The sequence below is a fragment of the Sorangiineae bacterium MSr12523 genome, from assembly GCA_037157775.1.
GTDB classification, from domain to species: domain Bacteria; phylum Myxococcota_A; class Polyangia; order Polyangiales; family Polyangiaceae; genus Pendulispora; species Pendulispora brunnea.
Genome location: CP089982.1, coordinates 9,132,609 through 9,150,603, shown reverse-complemented (window position 1 = coordinate 9,150,603; position 17,995 = coordinate 9,132,609). Strand labels below are relative to the sequence as shown.

Annotated in this window: 17 protein-coding genes and 1 pseudogene; 9 read left to right on the top strand and 9 right to left on the bottom strand. The window is 63.4% G+C overall.

Features of this window, described 5'->3' with window-relative positions:
• Positions 1–561: 561 nt before the first annotated feature.
• Positions 562–2,250 (bottom strand): recombinase family protein, encoded by a 1,689-nt coding sequence (locus LZC95_35595; GenBank protein ID WXA91763.1) that lies wholly within the window; start codon positions 2,248–2,250, stop codon positions 562–564.
• A 1,415-nt stretch (positions 2,251–3,665) separates the two neighbouring features.
• Between LZC95_35595 and LZC95_35590 the strand changes: the two genes are divergently transcribed.
• The 4 genes from LZC95_35590 to LZC95_35575 all read left to right on the top strand — a co-directional run bounded on the left by LZC95_35590 (position 3,666) and on the right by LZC95_35575 (position 7,353).
• Positions 3,666–3,899 carry a hypothetical protein gene (locus LZC95_35590; GenBank protein WXA91762.1) on the top strand — a complete coding sequence of 78 codons (234 nt, stop codon included), beginning with the start codon at positions 3,666–3,668 and terminating at the stop codon, positions 3,897–3,899.
• Between the two features lie 57 nt (positions 3,900–3,956).
• Complete coding sequence (locus LZC95_35585; GenBank protein ID WXA91761.1) at positions 3,957–4,754, top strand: acyl-ACP desaturase; 798 nt, start codon at positions 3,957–3,959, stop codon at positions 4,752–4,754.
• Positions 4,755–4,771: 17 nt separating this feature from the next.
• The gene (locus LZC95_35580) at positions 4,772–5,794 is read left to right on the top strand and encodes a hypothetical protein (GenBank protein ID WXA91760.1); all 1,023 of its coding nucleotides are present in this window, start codon (positions 4,772–4,774) and stop codon (positions 5,792–5,794) included.
• A 269-nt stretch (positions 5,795–6,063) separates the two neighbouring features.
• On the top strand, positions 6,064–7,353 hold the full coding sequence (locus LZC95_35575; GenBank protein WXA91759.1) for a hypothetical protein: 1,290 nt from the start codon (positions 6,064–6,066) through the stop codon (positions 7,351–7,353).
• Between the two features lie 476 nt (positions 7,354–7,829).
• Here the strand turns inward: LZC95_35575 and LZC95_35570 are convergent, their stop codons facing one another.
• From LZC95_35570 to LZC95_35550, 5 genes are all read right to left on the bottom strand, one after another.
• Positions 7,830–9,710 carry an acyl-CoA desaturase gene (locus tag LZC95_35570; GenBank protein ID WXA91758.1) on the bottom strand — a complete coding sequence of 627 codons (1,881 nt, stop codon included), beginning with the start codon at positions 9,708–9,710 and terminating at the stop codon, positions 7,830–7,832.
• A 130-nt stretch (positions 9,711–9,840) separates the two neighbouring features.
• A complete protein-coding gene (locus LZC95_35565) occupies positions 9,841–11,244 on the bottom strand; it encodes an MBL fold metallo-hydrolase (GenBank protein WXA91757.1) in 1,404 nt (467 codons plus the stop codon).
• Between the two features lie 112 nt (positions 11,245–11,356).
• A complete protein-coding gene (locus LZC95_35560) occupies positions 11,357–11,935 on the bottom strand; it encodes a hypothetical protein (protein WXA91756.1) in 579 nt (192 codons plus the stop codon).
• A 118-nt stretch (positions 11,936–12,053) separates the two neighbouring features.
• Positions 12,054–12,440: an ATP-binding cassette domain-containing protein gene (locus tag LZC95_35555; GenBank protein ID WXA91755.1), complete on the bottom strand. Its 387-nt coding sequence runs from the start codon at positions 12,438–12,440 to the stop codon at positions 12,054–12,056.
• A complete protein-coding gene (locus tag LZC95_35550) occupies positions 12,419–13,504 on the bottom strand; it encodes a universal stress protein (protein ID WXA91754.1) in 1,086 nt (361 codons plus the stop codon). Before LZC95_35550 ends, LZC95_35555 begins: the two co-directional genes overlap by 22 nt.
• A gap of 271 nt (positions 13,505–13,775) precedes the next feature.
• Here LZC95_35550 and LZC95_35545 point away from each other — a divergent pair, with 271 nt between their 5' ends.
• The 5 genes and pseudogenes from LZC95_35545 to LZC95_35525 all read left to right on the top strand — a co-directional run bounded on the left by LZC95_35545 (position 13,776) and on the right by LZC95_35525 (position 15,964).
• Entirely contained in the window at positions 13,776–14,075 is a 300-nt protein-coding gene (locus LZC95_35545; GenBank protein ID WXA91753.1) for a hypothetical protein, read from the top strand.
• Between the two features lie 225 nt (positions 14,076–14,300).
• Entirely contained in the window at positions 14,301–14,759 is a 459-nt protein-coding gene (locus LZC95_35540; protein ID WXA91752.1) for a CBS domain-containing protein, read from the top strand.
• Positions 14,760–14,800: 41 nt separating this feature from the next.
• Positions 14,801–15,442 carry a hypothetical protein gene (locus tag LZC95_35535; GenBank protein ID WXA91751.1) on the top strand — a complete coding sequence of 214 codons (642 nt, stop codon included), beginning with the start codon at positions 14,801–14,803 and terminating at the stop codon, positions 15,440–15,442.
• Positions 15,376–15,552: pseudogene (locus LZC95_35530) on the top strand (hypothetical protein). The gene LZC95_35535 and the pseudogene LZC95_35530 overlap by 67 nt, the downstream one beginning before the upstream one ends.
• Before the next feature lie 175 nt (positions 15,553–15,727).
• The gene (locus LZC95_35525; protein WXA91750.1) at positions 15,728–15,964 is read left to right on the top strand and encodes a hypothetical protein; all 237 of its coding nucleotides are present in this window, start codon (positions 15,728–15,730) and stop codon (positions 15,962–15,964) included.
• On the opposite strand, the gene LZC95_35520 is transcribed toward LZC95_35525, so the two are convergent.
• The 3 genes from LZC95_35520 to LZC95_35510 form a co-directional block, all read right to left on the bottom strand.
• On the bottom strand, positions 15,965–16,183 hold the full coding sequence (locus tag LZC95_35520) for an acetate--CoA ligase family protein (GenBank protein ID WXA91749.1): 219 nt from the start codon (positions 16,181–16,183) through the stop codon (positions 15,965–15,967).
• A gap of 224 nt (positions 16,184–16,407) precedes the next feature.
• Positions 16,408–16,845: a hypothetical protein gene (locus LZC95_35515; GenBank protein WXA91748.1), complete on the bottom strand. Its 438-nt coding sequence runs from the start codon at positions 16,843–16,845 to the stop codon at positions 16,408–16,410.
• Positions 16,842–17,912, bottom strand: coding sequence for a CoA-binding protein (locus LZC95_35510; protein WXA91747.1), 1,071 nt, complete (start codon positions 17,910–17,912; stop codon positions 16,842–16,844). Before LZC95_35510 ends, LZC95_35515 begins: the two co-directional genes overlap by 4 nt.
• Positions 17,913–17,995 lie beyond the last annotated feature (83 nt).

Genomic DNA, 17,995 nt, shown 5'->3' with positions numbered 1-17,995 from the left:
AGCCTGGGCGCTTCGTTAGTCGGACGCCGGATCGTGGGCGCGTCCTAGACCGGCCAGCGTTGCTCCGCTCACTAAGTCATCGACCTATGCGACTGCGGGCGGTCCGGTGCGGATCACATCCAAGCGGTGAGGTCAACCCGGTGAGGCACCCTCCGCCCTTGCGGCGCGGGACCCTGAGTTGTGCACGCCTTAGGGCGCAGGCGTGACCATGGGCAGACGCGCGAGGCACCTCGCTCTCCTCATGCGCGGCGGATGCGCCTGCTGATGAGCGGCCCGCCTTCCATCATCGCGTGCTCGAAGCGATTCGTCTCCCCAGTCCGAGGGACGAGGCTGTTCTCCTCGCGACGAGCGAGCTGCACCCCAAAGCTCAAGCAAGGCACTCTCCGACGCAGGTAGGTTTGTGCCGAGCGCGACAGCGCACCGCTCGACGTCCATTTGGACCAAATCCTGGTCCAAATGCCTCCCGATCTCGGGGGTATTTCGACCCCTTCTCGGACCTTCGCGAAACGAAACCCCCTAGATCTGTCGAGAAAAGGCCAGATCGATCGGAAAAAGTTAGGTTCAAATCCTACCCGCGCAACTGAGAACACTGTTTATCGCCCTCCCTGGTCCGCCTCGGAGGGCGGTTTGCATTTTGGCGCCATCGGGAGCAGCGCGGAGCGGGCCACGTAGGGGGAGCCGGCTGCGGGAGCAGAGCGATGCGCCCGTCTCGAAAGAGCCGACGGAGCTCCTCGCGACCTCGGGTGACGTCGGCGGTGATGCGGCGTTCCAGGTCGGGAGCGAGAGCATCTCGTCTGGCGGCGGAAGCTTCACGGGCGCGTTGGAGCTGCTGTTGAGGACCGCGAGGGCCTTGCGCTCCGCGTCGGCTTGGCGCTCCAGGGTTCCGAGCTGCTCGGCGACCGACTTGGCGGTGGCGCCAATGGCGTGGCCCTCCGCGATGAAGTCGACCAGCTTGTGGATTCGCTGCTCGACCTTCTCGAGCCGCGCTCGCTTCTCCCGACGCTCGGTGTCGCGTTCGCGTTCGAACTCGCCCAGGCGCTCGGCGATGCGCTTGCGCGCGTAGGCGATGCCGTCGGACGAGGCCAGGCGATGGCGTAGCTCGTCGAGGAGGCTCGCGCGAACCACATCTTCACGCACGGAGAGCCGGTTCGTGCAGGTGCCGCGCTTGGCGGAAGCCTCGCATCGGTAGTAGGCCGCGCCGCCGCTGCCCCCGCCGATGATCTTTTTTCCGCCGCACGCGCCGCAGTGAAGAAGGCTCGAGAACAGGTAGGACGTACGCCGCCCCGGCGCGGAACGAACCTTGGGCTTGCCATCCTTCGACTTGGTGTAGTGCGCCGAGACGGCACGAAGGCGGGCTTGAACGGCCTCCCAAATCTCGTCGTCGACGATGCGCAGGTGCGGGGGCTCCTGGGTGATGACCTCGTTCTCGGTTCGGTAGCGAGGCTGGCGCTTGTTCGTTCCTGGAAGCTTGCGCCATTCGCGGGACTTGTATCGCCACTTGCCCGCGTAGGTTTCATTGTGCAGGACGGCACGGATGGTGGAGTCCTTCCACCCCGTCCGCCGGCTCTCCACGTGCACGCGCGATGGCGTGACCGCATCTTCATTCAGCTTTTTCGCGATCGCGGACAAGGAGTTCCCGTCCAGGTACATCGCGAAGTCGAAGATGACCTCCTCGTCGTCGGTGAAGAGTCCCCGAGTTGCGAACCCGCCACCCGTCGAGACGCGGCATAGGGCGTCCGAGAGCCAAACCGGAAGCCCACCTAGGTTGTCGTACGCCAGCACGTGCGAGCTATTGCACTCGATCGCCAGGTCACGCATCTCCCGCGGGGCCGAGCGAATCGGCGAAGGGTTGGGATCAACGAGCTCGCGTGCGAACCGCGTGGCCGTGCTCTTGCCCGCACCATGCTCGGCCTGCAGACATAAAATCGGATAGGGGCCATGCGGGCGGAGCGCGGCGATCAGCCAAGCGACGAGTAGCTTGAAGTGGAAGTCCTCCTTCAAGTTGAAGAAGGTTCTCAATTCATCGACGGTGCCGCCCGAGACGGGACGAGGGAGGGCGTGCAGCGTCTTCGGTCGGACGAACTTGATGGGCGTCTCCGTGACGATACGCCACCCCTCGCTCGTCACTTCGACGACCTCGCGCGCGTCATTGCCCAGGTCGATGCAGATCGTGTTGCCCGCCTCCGCGGTGCGCCGATGGACCCCGCACCGGGGGCCCTCGTGCACCGCTAGGCCCTCGAGCGTGCCCAACGCATCGGCCTTTGCCTGTCCGCCGGGGACCTTTCCAAAGTCCCGGTAGAACTCCCAATTGAGCCAGGAGCGAAACTTGTTGGAGCGGAGCTTGACTGTTTCGCCCCTTTCGTTCTGGATGATGGTTGCGTTGCAACATCCTGCTCGTCGCGGAAAAGCTCCGTCTTCGTGCGCGCGATCTCGACGAGGAGCTGAGAAGCCGAAGCCGCTTGCTCGCCCGGCGCGTCGGGCGACGGATCGGGCGTCACGTCGGTCTCGGGGACGTCCGAGTCGAGGTAGCCGATGGCCTCCTCGACGGCGCTTCGAGGGGCGCCGTCTTGGTAGGTTGCGAAATACGCTTTGCGCACCTGCTCGATGAATGCTCTGGACGTGATGGGAACTGCTACACCGGACGCGTCTACGGAGACCAGTACTTGATCGTGGGTGCGGCGAATGCAGAAGGCCTTGAGAAGCTCCACGAGCCTCTGCGTTTTCGTCTTGTGCTTCGTCCTCGCCGAGCGTGCCTACGACGGCCTCCTTACCTGAGTATCGAAAGTAGAAGTGCATACCTCTGCTCGGAGTAAGCACCCTCCACGTAGAGGGCAGAGGGCGCCGTGATTCCAGCTTCGCAAGAGTGTCGTCACCCCCATTGCGAGGATCGATGTCGAGGACGCAAAGGTACGACGCCGCGCACGCGATGCCGATGTTGGCCTCTGGCTCCGCCTGCCACCATCGAATGATGCGATTCCGGTCTTGCGTCGCATCGAGGTAACCGTGGCTCGCGAGTAGGCCATTCGGTTCCTTCCTGCCGCGAAGCAGCGGGAAAACGAAAAATCCAAGAAGGGTAACGTAGGCGAGCGCCGCTCGGCCCAATATCGATAGTTGGATTCGTGCTCCGGAGTCGTATCGGTCTCGAGGACCTTTGCCACCCCTGGCCGTATGTGGTATTCGAGATTTGTTCATGATTCGTTCGTGTCGGCCGCGTCGGGTGCCAGCCCGGGCGGCCGCCTCTCTTTTGTCAAAGTCGGTGGACAACCCCCGTTCAGATTGCCGTAGCGAGAATCGGATCCCGCAGTGCCGCGCGAGCTCGCTCGCCTGCCATTCCGCGTACGGAGCCGGGTTCTCGTGCCTCTCGTTCAATGGACCTGGGATCCACGCCGTACTTGACGGTGAGGCGCCGAAGTTTCGATGCATCAAGTCGTTTTCGTTCCATCGCGATTGCCTCCTAAAGCGATGATGGCGTTTGCTTGATGCGGTATTCCCTAATTTCAATCGTCAGGCGAGTCACGAACTGTCGACGTAATGGCTAGCCGTTACGTCGTCCGGCGGTGTTCGGTAAGGGATCAATGCGGTCAACCCGTGGCGGTAGACGATCCGCGATTATTGAGGTTTTTCGGATTGTTCATGCCTTGGTAAGGCCTAATAGGAAAGTGATAATGAGTCTGAGCGCAGGCGTCTGGCAGGGGGCGGAAGTTCTCCATGGGCTCCTGGTGGTGAAGGAGCCGAGCGATCGCGACAGTGATGCGCGCAATCGGCGCGCGGTGGCGCACGCGCTGCACCAGATTGGAGGACTGAGTGCCTGGTTCGCAGGATCCATCTCGTCCATGTGCGGGCTCTCGTGTGCCGGCCGTCTTCTTGCATCGCCTCGGCTTCGAGGAGCAGTTAGCTAAGACTTTCACTGTGACTAGACACATCTCGGCAGTTCTCGCCCTGATGCAAAGGTAACCATGCGTGAACGCGACACGATCCGCAGCGAGCGGATCTACCGGCAATACTTGGGTTTTTTCGACAAAGCGGAGCAGGAGCGACGTTGGAATCCGTACCGCGATGTTCCCTGGGACCGCGTGGAGCGTGGTGGGAGCGAGGAGCTCGCGACGGTTGCGGAGACGTTTTGCGCCGTCGAAAGCTATCTCCCGGACTACGTCTCCAAGGGGCTGAACCTGGTGCGCCAAAGCTTCGGGCAAGCGTGGTTTTCGGCCAACTGGGCGTACGAAGAGTCGAAGCACACCGTCGTCCTCATCGAATACTTGATGCGCTCGGGGCGCCGCACTCCGGAGCAAGTCTTCGATCTGCAGGAGCGACTTCGACGGGTCGAGTGGATGCTGCCTTTCGATACGGCGCGCCGCATGACCATTTACGGCTGCCTCCAAGAGATGGCGACATTCGTGATTTACATGCGGCAGGCCGAGCGTGCCAAGCGTGAGGGGGACGAGGTCCTGCACGGCATCTTTCGGCTCATTGGTCGCGACGAGATGGCTCACACCCATTTTTATGGGGACGTCGTCAAAGTGCTGCTCGAAGAGGATCGAGCGGAAACGCTGGACGACATCGCTCACGTCTTCTCGCATTTCCAGATGCCTGGTGTCGGCATCGTGCCGGAATACGACGCTCGCATCGAGATCATGCGGAAAGCCGGAATCGACCGGGCGCTCTTTCTGCAGAAGATTTGCTTTCCGGTGCTGAAGTATCTGGGGGTGACGCGATCCGAGCTTCGATTTACGCGCGCTGCCCAAGGCTCCGAGTGATGGAAAGGAGATAGTGAATGGCCGCGCCTTTTGGTAAACCGCAACAAGGTTCGCCGGAGCGGTCCGAAGAGGCTCGCGCACTCATGGTCGCTCTGCTCATGAGCCAAGGGAAACGCGAGCTCGTCGCCGCGCACGTGTTCGGCGGCGGACTGCGCCTCGCCCCGAGCTTGGATGACAAGATGCTGCTGGCGGAGCAAGTCTTGGAGGAGCTCGAACACTTCGAAGTCGTTGCGGCGTTATTCAGCGACGGACGGAGGGAGCAGATCTGCACTCGACGATCACCGGTATTGCAGATCTACCACCCCCGTCGTCGTGGGCCGAGGTCGTCGTGGCTCGATTTCTGCTCTGTCGCGCGGAGAGATTTCAACTGGACGAGTACCGATGCGACCCTTCGGAAACTGTGCACCGACGGAGGCGAGAGCCATGTGTCCTTGCAAGGTCACATGGACCGCTGGCTGCGAATCTCACTCGCGTTGTTTTCCCGTACCGATTCCGAGCGGGAGCAGCGCGCCGTGGAGCTTGGCTTGCGACCCCGCGAGAGCCCAGCGGCCATACGCGAGTACTTGATGGTTCTGCGCGAAGAGATGTCGCCGTTCGGCTTGAGAATCGGGCTGGATCTTCCCGGCATTTCCGATAAGGCTCACGGGAAGAACATGAACCGACGCGACGTCGTGTTGCTGTCCGCCAACCCAATCTTGGCGTCCTCGCTTCAGCGCGTCGTTCGGGAGTACGCACCCGAGGAGCGCCTGCTCGTGATGCGCACGTGGAGGGAATGCATTGCGGCGGTAAACGGCTCCCGACGGCGTCGCGTCGTCATCGTCGACGACGATTCGCCCGGTCCGTCGGCGGGGCGTTTGATCGAGGCCCTTCGCCTGGTGGACGCTGGGATCTTCGTCGTGGTCGTGGGTAGCGCACCAGGCGAGATCCCCACGGTGATTCATCGCAGTGATCCGGTTCAGAGCATCGGGCCCAGCGTGGGAACCCTGCTCGGGGGAATCCTGGACGAGATGCTTCGCCCTTCGCGACGGCAACCGAACTGACAGATCGCTTTCTTCGCCCATGGGATTCTCGACGAGAATGCGTGCGAGCTCTTGGATGTTGTTGAAGCTTGCTCGAAGCGAGGATGCCGCGCGCATCATCCTCATCGATGCGCGGACCTGCGGACAGACGGCGTGGCAGACCACCGGAGCTTAGGCGCACGGAACGGGAATTGCGCCAAGAGGAGATCACCACCGAGCTTCTCGATATGATCGCAAGTAGCGACGCGGTCTCGCGCTTAGAGCGCCTTGGGTCATCGCGGAGGAAGTGCATGCCTTTCAAATCCGTATTCATCGCGGTCTTTCTCGGCACGGCACTCATCGTCGCCGCGCTTTTGGTGAACGCCCGACGACCCGAGGTCGAACGGCAACAGCCGACGCCCGCACTCGCCAAGGCAACCGGCAAGTGCGCCGAGTGCCATCGTCGTGAGACTTCGGCCGTGGTTGTCGAGTTCGAGGAGAGCCAGCATGCCCAGAAAGGGATCAACTGCCTCGATTGCCACCGCCCGACGGGTGGCCAGCCCACCATCGAGCACAATGGTTTCACGATTGCCAAGGCGCTGACGGCGGCAAACTGCACCCAATGCCACACGACCGAGTACGAGCAGTACGCGCGAAGTCGCCACGCAGCGCCAGCTTGGGCATCGGTAAACGGCGCGAAGGATTTCAGCCCAGAACAACTGGCGATGGGTGAGCGCTATCATCCATCCTGGGTGAACCGCTCGCCCATGAGCATCGGAGCGATCGAAGGGCCGTCCGCCGTGGTGGGCGGATGCAACGCGTGCCATGCGATCGGCAAGCCAAACGCGGATGGGTCGTTCGGGACGTGTACGAATTGCCATGCCCGCCATACGGCATCGGTCGAGCTTGCGCGAGAGCCGTCGACGTGTGGCCAGTGCCATATGGGCCCCGATCATTCGCAGCGCGAGATTTACGACGAGTCCAAGCACGGTGCGCTCTTCGCGACACAACGCCCTCGAATGAACCTACGGGCGGACCCGAAGCACCTTACGACACGGGACATGCCCGTCCCCACCTGTTCGACCTGCCACATGAGCGGCCTCGAAGGCATGAAGATGACGCATGACACGACCGAGCGTCTTTCATGGTTTCTATTCGCTCCCATCTCGACGAAGCGCCCGAACTACGAGCGCGGGCAGATTGACATGAAAGAGGTCTGCCTCAAATGCCACGCGCGCCCCCGCATCGATGCATTCTATGCGGTCGCGGAGCAAGTACTCGCCGCGACGAACGAAAAGGTCCAGGAAGCCACTTCGGTCGTGACGACACTACGCAAGGAGGGGTTTTTGACCGCGCGCCCCTTCGACGAACCCATCGAGTTCGACGAGTTCGACCTGTGGCACTACTACGGCAGAACCGCGAAGCACGGTGCTTTCATGGGAGGTGCCGATTTCGTGCAATGGCATGGCAATTACGAGCTTCTTCGGCATCGCGTTCGAATCGACGATGAAGCGGCAGCACTGCGCGCCTCACGCGGGAGGGCGGACGGCGGCGCGGGGCTCCCGTCAATCATCGATCCACCGCCTGCGGCGAGGAGATGACCGATGCGCTTCCGAAACGTCAGCCCCACGCGTTGCCTGGAGTGGTTCGTGATCGCGAATCTCGCTTTTCTCGGGGTCGATATTCTCGTCGCCCACGCCGAGAACGCTTATCGCGATCGCGCGGAATGGGCGCCCATCGTCTTCTCGGCGATCGCGCCGTTCCTCCTTTTGCCGGGCGCACTACGATTCGGGTCTCCGCGATGGACCCGTGCAATCGATCTCGGAGTAGGGATTGTGGCCATCGGCATGGGAGTGGTCGGGATGGTCTTTCATCTTTCGAGTGCGTTCTTCGTGGAGCGTACGATCCATAGTCTCGTCTATTCGGCGCCGTTCATTGCCCCACTGGCCTACGTCGGAGTCGGGCTCCTCTTATTGTTGATTCGGCTCGAGCGTCCGGACTCGCTTGCCGTCGGCCAGTGGTCTCTTTTTCTGGCGCTTGGTGGCTTCTTTGGAAATTTCGCATTGTCGTTGCTGGATCACGCCCAAAACAGCTTCTTCGAGAATACCGAATGGATCCCCGTCTTCGCGTCGGCATTCGCGTGTAGCTTTTTCGGTGTCGCGCTGGTGCGAAATGAGCCGCTCATATTGCGGGTGTGCCTGGGGGTGTGCGGGCTCGAGGCCATCGTCGGTATCGTTGGATTCGTGTTGCATCTGCTCACGGACTTGCGGCGGCCTGCTCCATCGATGACCGCGCAGGTCGTCTTCGGGGCGCCGGTGTTCGCGCCGCTTCTCTTCACCGACCTCGCGGTCCTTGCCGCGTTGTCGATTTGGACGATATCGGGGCAATCCGCATTGCCAACGCGCGCCGAGGATTTGTCCGCAAGTCCGCTGCCCCAGGCAGGTCGTTCTCCGTGACCATGGCTGGAAGGCGCTCCGCCAATGCTGCGTGTCGGCGCAAGGCGTGCGCACTGGCGCGGTGGTATGCCGCAATAGCACGACACTCGCTGCAGGCTCGTGCGTTGCATGCGGCCGGGCACGAGGTCATGCACATGACGATCGGCGACATCGAAAGGTTCATGGTCGAGGACCACACCCGCATCGACCACTTCCTTGCTGCGAGCGAGGCCGCGGACGGTATCATCGACGAATCCGCGTACGCACATTTCAGACACGATCTCCTCCGCCACATCGGCATGGAGGAGAAGGTTCTCCTGCCGTTCGCGCGCACACGACGCGGAGGTGCGCCACTGGAGATCGCCGCACAGTTGCGAAGAGATCATGGTGAGATCGCGAGACTGCTGGCGGGGTCGCCAACCTTGACGAGGCTGGCGACCCTCCGCGAGATCCTCGCTCGTCACAACGCGCTCGAAGAAGGACCGGACGGTCTGTATGCCGCGTGTGACGTGCTCGCCGGCGACGAGTCTGCGGCTGTCGTTGCGAAGCTCCGGGCGCAGCCGTCGGTCCCACTCGCGCCCTACTTCGATGGGCCACCGCGTGAGGCCCGTTAGGCGACTCCTCTGCCCAGTGCCTACGATCCAACGTCGGACGTCCTGGGCCTGCATGGGCGCAAGCATTCCGCCGGGAATCGGGCGTAAACCAGCGACGACTTCCTCCGGTGGCTCGTGAACGTCCCACACGAGACCGAATGCGGCCATCACGCGGAGCACCAGGTACGTGGGATCGATCTCCCACCATAGGAAGCCCTGGCGCACGCAGCGCGGGTAGTAGTGGTGGTTGTCGTGCCATCCCTCGCCCAGCGTCACGATGGCGAGGGTCGCGCTGTTGCGGCTGTTGTCGGTCGTCGCGTACCGCCGGCGCCCGAACATGTGCGTCAGCGAGTTGATCGTGAAGGTGCCGTGCCATAGAAGGGCCGTCGATACGAAGAAGCCCCACACGAACGCGAATGGACTGCCGGCGAGGAAAAGGCCGACCGCGAGCGCCGTTGGCGGCAACCACCACCATCGATCGAGCCACACGAGCTCCGGATACTTCGCGAGATCCTTCACGTGCGCAGTGTCGGTTGGTTGGTGTTTGTGCGAGAGGATCCATCCGACGTGGCTCCAGAGGAACCCATCGCGCAGCGCCGAGTGCATGTCTCCGGCCTGGTCCGAGAACCTGTGGTGTGTACGGTGATGACCAGCCCACCACAGGACGCCCTTTTGGGAGCTGCTCATGGCGCCGAGCGCGAGCACCAGTTGCATCGCACGGCTCGTTCGAAAGCTCCGGTGCGAGAAGTAGCGATGGTAGCCGGCTGTCACGAAGAACATCCGCGCGTAATACAATGCGACCGCGAGGCCGAATCCACGCCAGGACCAGCCCAGCACGACGACCCCCACCAGCGCCGCGACATGCACGGCGACGAACGGAATGCTTCGAGGCCAGTCGATAGCCTTCTCATTGGCAACGACGGTTTGCATGCGCGGAATGTAGCCAGGCCTTCGTCATGGCTCCGTCATCCGTGGGTCACGAATCTCTGCGGAGACGCTCATCGCGAAATGGAGAAAATGGCCGCGCAAGAAAGTGCGTAGCGATGCACGGTGTGCGCGCTTAGAACGTTCGGCGATCGCCCGCAGCTGGGATATGAACTTTCGAGAATCCGCGGCGGCCAAGAGCGTCCGCAAGTGCGCGTTGTGCAACGGGCTCGCCATGGACCAGAACGACGTTGCCGAGCGATCCCCGGTCACGCACACTCTCGGCGAAACCGAGGAGGTCGCGCTTGTCGGCGTGTGCGCTAAAGCCGTTGAGAACGGCGACCTCCGCCCGAAGGTCGCGCTCGACGCCGAAGATGCGGACACGGGGGCGCCGCTCGACGATTCTTCGTCCCAGGGTGTGCTGCGCTTGGAATCCCACGATGACGATGACGTTTCGCTCGCTCTCTACCGTCGCCTTCAGATGATGCAGGACTCGGCCGCCCTCGCACATGCCGCTCGCGGAGATGACGACGCATGGCTCGGACGAAGCATCGAGCGCTTTGGAATCTTCCTTGTCGGAGACGTATCGGAGTCCTTCGAAGTCGAATGGAGAATCGGCCCCCCCGATCAGGGCCAATGCTTCCGAATCGAAGCATTCGGGATGTAGTTTGAATACGTCGGTAACCTTTACGGTTAGTGGGGAATCGACGTAGACCGGCACCCGCGCGATGCGGCCCTTCTGGCGCAGGCGCTTCATCGTGAACAGGAGCTCCTGGGCACGTTCCAGGGCGAAGGACGGGATGACCACCTTGCCGCGCCGCGCAATCGTGCGCTCGATGATCGTGCCCAGAGCATCATCCATTTCCTCGATGGGGGGATGTACGCGGTCGCCGTACGTGCTTTCCATCATGAGTACGCTGGCTCCCATAGGGATTTCCGGGTCGCGCAAAATGGGCATATGCCGCCGTCCCAGGTCCCCCGTGAAGAGAAATCGCTTGCGTGTGCCGTCGTCGTCCACGTCGAGGACGACCAGTGCGCTGCCCAGAACGTGACCGGCGTCGAAGAACTCGAGATCAATGCCGGGGGCGATGCGTTGGCGGCGATGATATGGAACGCCAATAAAGTAGCCGAGTGCCTGCACGGCGTCGTTCTCCGTGTAGAGTGGGACGACGGGATCCATCTTCGCGCCGTCGCGTTCGATGACCTTGTTGATGTAGCGGGCGTCTGCTTCCTGAATCATCGCGGAATCGAGCAGCATCGCCGCGCAGAGGTCCCGAGTCGCTGGGGTGGTATAAATGGGGCCCTCGTATCCATGCTTCACGAGGAGCGGTAGGGCTCCCGAGTGGTCCATGTGGGCGTGCGAAAGGATCACGGCATCGAGCTCCCTCGGGTCCACACCGAGGCGATGATTGAGATCGATGGACTCGCGGCGTCTGCCTTGAAAAAGGCCGCAATCGAGCAAGATGGTTGCATGTTGCGTGCGGAGGATGTGCTTCGATCCGGTGACCGTCTGCGCGGCACCAAGGCATTCGATTTCCATGTGGGTGCGAGAACCTCATTGCAGCGTGCGTGCCACGAACGAACGCGCGCCTGCGCCAGATCGGCGATGGTCGTGCAATCGATGCTGATACTTGTTCTCGTGATTATGTGGATCACTCCGCCGCATGCTGGTGGGCTGCAGCGGTAGTACGCGCAAAGGCCGCATTGGCAACGCTGGCGGTGAATCGATCGACCTGATCCCAATTCGTGTATTCGTAATCGCGTGACGCGTCGGCGTCGCCGCCGGTCTTTCGTGCGATCTTCTGCATCATCCACCGGGTGAAGAATCCATATTTCGTATATGGAACCGCGCCGGCGAAGAGCTCGACGTGCCCAGGCGTCCACCCCGTTTGGCGGGACAAGCGATCGACGTATTTCTGGGCTTCGGCGCGGCCCTCGGCCGTCCCGTGCGCGATGGCCATGCACACCGAGAAGAACGATGATGGGGTCGATTGGAGCAGCGTTCGATGCGTGCGCACGAAGCGAGCGATGGCGCGAGGATAGCGACCGAAGTGTACGGGGGCGCCGATGCACACCGCGTCGAGCCTCGTTACCGGGAGGTCCTCGCGTTCGTCTTCAGCGTTGATCAAAGCGACCTCGTGTCCGCGTGCGCGCATGCCAATGGCGATGCGCGTTGCGATCTTTTTCGTTTGCCCCTCACGGGTTGCGTACAGAACGAGGATGTTGGCCATGGTGATCTCCCCGCCGGACGACGTACAAGAACGAGACCACCGGCCTTTCTCCTGCACGCATGCGCGAGGGGAGGCATCGAGACATGAACGCGTTGCGCGGCCGCGCAAGGCGTGCGCGTCAGGACGAGCGATGGGCGGCCCGCCATCGGGCGCGGATCTCGGCGGGTGACGTGCGCCCGGTGCCGGGAGTCGGGCGCCGACGCGTCGCCGTGAGCGTGCGCTCGTCGAGCGCGGTCAAATCGACCCGCTCGAGGAAAATGTGGCCCGAGGTCGGACGCTCCAGGCCGACGATGAGCCGGGAGAGCGTCGTCGTGCCGCACCCCGACCCGCCAATGATGGCCACCGTCTCGCCGCGCTCGATCGCGACGTTGAGCCCGTCGAGAACGAGCTTGTCTCCGTAACGCTTCACCAGGTTGCGCACTTCGACGAGTGCACGTCCGCCCTCGGCTCGAGTGGGCACTCGATTGGCCATGGAGGCTTCGGTCAAGGGCAAGACGCTCGCCATGGAGACGGCTCGTTCGATCGAGGCGCATCTCTCACGGTCATCATGCCGCTGCTCACGGCGTCGATGAGGCAACGGGCGGACGGTTCGCGGAAGTGGCGGTATGCAGCGGAGGGCTCGAACCCCGGAGGAAGGGTGTGGAGCGCTACGACGTCCGTCCGATCTTTGGTCAGTGTGTCCGTGAGGCCATCGCGTACGAGCGGTGTGGCAAAGATGGTGCGCTCGGCTCCCAGCGTGCGCACCGCCGCGTCGGCGGCCAGCGCGCTCCACGTATCCATCAACGCGTCCGTGACGAGAACGACGGTTCGTCCCGAGAGCTCACCCAGGCAAGGGGCCGCACGCAGCTGGCGAACTTCCTCGTTGATCACAGCACGGGTGTTCGCCACGATGGCCTCGCGCTCTTCGGAGAGCTTCGCGAGTCCGGTGACCTCCGGATCGAGGCGCAGGGTCCCGTCCTCGCAGAGGGCACCGAAAACCCTCCCGTGTTGCTCCAATGTGCGCGTCGACAAAATGTCGAGGGGTGTCCCCAGGACACGGCAGATCTCTGCGGCTACGACGATTCCTCCGCGCGAGATGGCGATGACCGCCGGCTTCAGCGCGCGCAGCACAGCGACTTGCTTGCTCAGCTCGCGCCCCGCGGCGACGCGGTCCTCGAACCAGAAGCCGTGGACGGTCAAGACGGGGACGGAAGAGCGACGTGTCACTTTCTCGGCGACGCTGCCGAGCAATGCGTGCGCGAGGCCGCGGCGTCCGTGCGAGCCCACGACCACGAGATCGGCGCGAGCCTCCTGCGCCGCCCGCACGATTTCTACCCACGGTCGTCCCAGGCGAATGGTGCCCGAGCAATCCACGTGATGGGTCCGTACGGCATCCACGGCACCGTCAAGAGAGCCTCGTATTGCTTCGCGTAGAGCTTCGATGGAGACGTGGGAATCCGGAGGGTCGAGAACATGGGCAATGCTCACCTTCGCGCGCATCGCTTCGGCGATCTCGGCGGCAGTGACCAGCGCACGTTGTGAGGCGGGGCCGAAGTCCGTAGCCAGCAGAATGTGTTGAATGGAGGTCATGTCCACGCTTACGCATCGAGTGTGCCCGCCCGTGCGCTGCGGTAACGGTGCAAACGATGGCCAGGAGCCATGCACGGCGTGCGCCCGCCCGCACGCTCTGCGGATCATGCTTTCCTGGTCGCTGGCGCGGTGTCGTTCAGCGGCCATAGGCGCAGCACGTCCAAATCTGGGCACCGGATCTGCAAAATCCTCCGCGTGACCATCGATGGCTTTCGCAAAGAGCATCGCAACGCGTTCGTTGCGTTCGAGCCGGCGTTCAGCGAGCGATTTTATGCGAACGTGGGTCGCCTCGCGCGGCGTCTGCACGTCGATCATGGGCAATGCCTACGGTCGTGGCGAACGATGGTTGCGTCGCAGCGGTATTCCCATTCCGCTTCCTGCTCACGTCGTTGCCATTCCCCACTTGGTTCCCTGGCGATTCGTGTTTGGCGCGCCCGTTTCACCGCGTGTGGCTGCGCAGAACGCCAATGATCACATCGCCGCTCGATGCGTGCGCCGCGAAGTCGAAGGCGCGCTGCACGAGATCATCGAGGCGGAACTCGCCGAACGCGCAGGTATCCATGGCGTCTAACGCATTTGGCGAGCAAGGTCGGCCTCGAGTGCTGCGCGCCGTTTTCGTATCTACGCACGGCCTGCACGGTCGGTTTGGCGGGAATTCCGGTGAATGGCCGAATGGGGGTCTGGACGCATTCTTGCTCTTTTCGATGCCATGATTGGAAATCAAGCCAGCCGGCGCCGTAGCACCGCCAAGGTTCTCTCGAACGTTCAACGAAGGAGAAAGGTACCCGCTGCTGTCGTGTCGCGTCATGCGGTGGCCGCCTATATGACGGCGTCGCCGCACTCGATCGGGCGGGACCAGACGCTGGAGACCGCGCACGAGATGATGCGGCGCTATCGCGTCCGGCACCTTCCCGTGCTCGAGCATGGGAAGCTCGCGGGCATCCTTTCGCAACGCGATCTCTACCTGATCGAGTCCCTCCCCGGGGTCACGACCCGAGACACCCTCGTCGACGAGGCGATGTCGGAGGACGCGTATTGCGTGCGTCAGGACGCGCGGGTGGAGGATGTCGTGCAGGAGATGGCCGAGAACAAATACGGCTGTGCAGTCGTGATGTCCGGAGGCCGCGTATGCGGGATTTTTACGACGACGGACGCACTCCAGGCGCTGTCCGGAGTCCTTCGCTCGCACTCCTTGGAAGTCCCGAAGGCGCGCGAGGCCACCACACACGCGCGCGTTCGTCGAGAAGCAAGGTGACGGCACACGGGTTCGCCTTGACCTGCGTCCCATCGCAAACAATGACTGAGGGGCTGAGCGACGAAGAAGGCAGTCGACGACTCATCTCGTTCGGCGCGAACCAGCCCGTGGCGCGTGTGCGGGGTTGCTTGCTGACCGACATGCTGCGGCAGTTCGGAAAGCCGCTCGTGGTGATCCTACTACTTGCAAGTCTCGCCTCGGCCGCCCTCGGCGAATTCGTCAACGCGTCCATCGTCTTCGTCATCGTTATCGTCAGCGCGGTGCTGGAGTTCGTGCAGACGTACCAGTCCCACCGCGTGACGCAGGCCCTCGAGTCCCGTGTTGCCCACACTGCCGAAGTGCACCGCGACGGCGCGTGGAGGGCCATCCCCCGACGCGAGGTCGTTCCCGGCGACCTGCTCCGGCTCGACGCTGGCGACATGGTCGCCGCCGATGCGCAGTTGCTCGAAACGAAGGACCTGCATCTCAACGAGGCGGCCCTGACCGGTGAGTCGCTACCCGTCGAAAAGGGCGAAGGCGCGGAGGTCTTCATGGGATCCTCGGTGGTGAGCGGGCGCGCCGTGGCGACGGTGACGCGAACGGGGCCCGAACGTCGTTCGGGGTCACCGCGGAGGCTCTGGTCGCGCAGCCGCCTCCGTCCGAGTTCGAACGAGGTCTCGCGCGCTTCGGCATGTTCATCCTGAAGACGGTTCTCTTCCTCGTTCTCTTCGTGTTCGTGGTCACGGCTGTCTTGCATCGCGCGCCGCTCGAGTCGCTGCTGTTCGCGGTCGCGCTGGCCGTGGGGCTCACGCCGGAGTTCTTGCCCACGATTTCGGCGGTCACCCTCGCGCGCGGCGCCGCTCGCATGGCCGAAGCCAATGTCATCGTCAAGAACCTGGCGGCCATTCAGAACTTCGGTAGCATCGATGTACTCTGCGGCGACAAGACGGAGACCTTGAGCACCGGCGAGACTGCCCTGGAGTGTCACGTTGATCGTTCGCACCGGCGGCTCGCCCTTCCGCAGCCGTCCGAGCCGGGCGCTCACGACGACGACGCTGTCCATCGTGGGCGCGGGCATTGCCCTTCCGTTCGTGCCGGGGGCCGCGGTGCTGGGCTTCGTTCCGCTGCCGTGGCCGTTCTTCGTCTTTCTCGCGCTGGCGACGGCGACGTACCTGCTCCTCGTGGAGCGGGTCAAACGACGGATGCTTCGCAAAGCCTTCGCGTGATCAGCGGAGCGGCGCGAAGCGCATGCGGGCATCGACGGCGACGGCGCCCTGACCGCGTGCGAGCACTTTGACGGGATTCAAATCGAGCTCGAGCAACTCCGGGAGCGCTTCCACCAGGGCCGAAACCCGTTGCACGAGCAGAAGCAGCGCGTCGCGATCGGCGGGCGGTGCCCCGCGGAACCCGTCGAGCAGCTTGGCGGCGCGAAGGCTCGAAAGCATGTCGGCCACGTCGCGATCGGAGGCGGGCGCAATGCGAAATGCGACATCGCGACAGCATGAGGAATGTCGGCTAGCTCGAGAACGGCGGCCAGATCCGTTTCACCGAGGCAGAACGAGTCCGTTGCGCCGCTTCCGGCGCGATGCACGACGTCGCGGATGGCGCGCACGCGTTCCGAGGAGAGCGTCAAAACCGTACCGCGGGGCCGGTTGCGCCAGCGTGCGTACTATGCGGCCGAGGACAATGCGATCGCGGCATTCTCCGGAAAGCGGTACCTGGGCAACGAACCGCGGGGGCCGAAGGCTAGACTTGTGGGGGCGCCCTGCGATGACATGAAGACCGGCACGATGGGTTTGTAGTCCGGGACCGTCCCCGCGGCGTGCGCGATCGCTTGCGCGATGGCCTCGGGTTTGGTGACGTACGGCCGCACGTAGATGACCACGAGGGCGTCGATGTCGGGATCGTTGCCGACGATCTCGATCGTGCGCTCGAACTGCTCGGGCGTCGCCGACGCGATCATGTCGACCGGATTGCTCAGCCCCGCGTGCGGTGGAAGATAACCTCGCAGCCGCTCCACCGTCGGCGTTCCCAGTCGGGGTAGCGTAATGCCGTGCGCCTCGCACGCATCGGCGAAGAGGATGCCCGGTCCTCCGGCGTTGGTCACCACACCGACACGCGGCCCCCGCGGCAACGGTTCTCGCGAGAGGAGCGCGATGACGTCGAAAGCTCCTCCATCGTGTTGGTGCGAATCACGCCCGCCTGCGCCAAAACAGCGTCGACCCCCGCGTCCACGCTTGCGAGCGCGGCGGAATGGCTCGCGGCCGCGCGCGTGCCGGCGCCCGAGCGCCCCGACTTGAGGGCGACAATCGGTTCTCTCTTGGCCACCTCGGGGGCGAGGCGCGCGAATTTTCTCGGATTACCGAAGCTCTCGAGGTACAGGGCAATGACGGTGGTGTGCGGGTCGTCTGCCCAATAGGCGATGAGGTCGTTCCCGGAGACGTCCGCCTTGTTTCCGACGGAGACGAAGCTTGCGATACCGATGTTGCGCTGGGCCGCATGGTCGAGCATGGCCAACCCGAGCGCGCCGCTCTGGGAGAGCATGGACACGCCGCCCGAGGGCGGCCACACGGGAGCGAAGGTGGCGTTCATCGACACGCCCGGGGCCGTGCACAGAATGCCCATGCAATTCGGTCCGACCATGCGCATGCCGGAGGCTCGTGCGAAACGGCATAGTTCGTCCTGTGCGTTGCGTCCGTCGCTCCAGGCTTCGGCGAAGCCGGAGGTGATGACCACGATGCCCCGCACGCCCGCGCGCGCGCACTCCGCGACCACATCGCGAACGCTGGTTTGGGGGACGGCGACCACCGCGAGATCGACGCGGCGGCCGATGGCGCCCACGCTCGGGTAGCACTGGAAGCCTTCGAGCTCTGGCACATGAGGATTCACCGGATAGACGGGCCCGCGAAACTCGCAGCGCTTCAGGTTGGATAAAATCACGCGGCCAATGCTTCCCTCGTGTCGCGAGGCCCCGACGACGGCGATGGACTCCGGCTCGAAGAAGACGTTCACACTGTGCGCCGCAGCCTGTCGCTCGCGCGCGAGGCTTGCGGCGATGAAGTCCTCGGTTTTACGCGTGGGGAAGACGACGCGGTAGATGTTGTCGTTCGACGAATGCTCCACGACGAAGCCGCTCGTATCGAACACCTCGCGCATCTTCTGGTTGTCGGCCAAGAGCAGGGTTTGTCCGACGGGCGGAGGGCGCGGATGACGAGCGAGCTGCCATCTTTGAGGATCGCGGGCTGGAAATAGTCCTG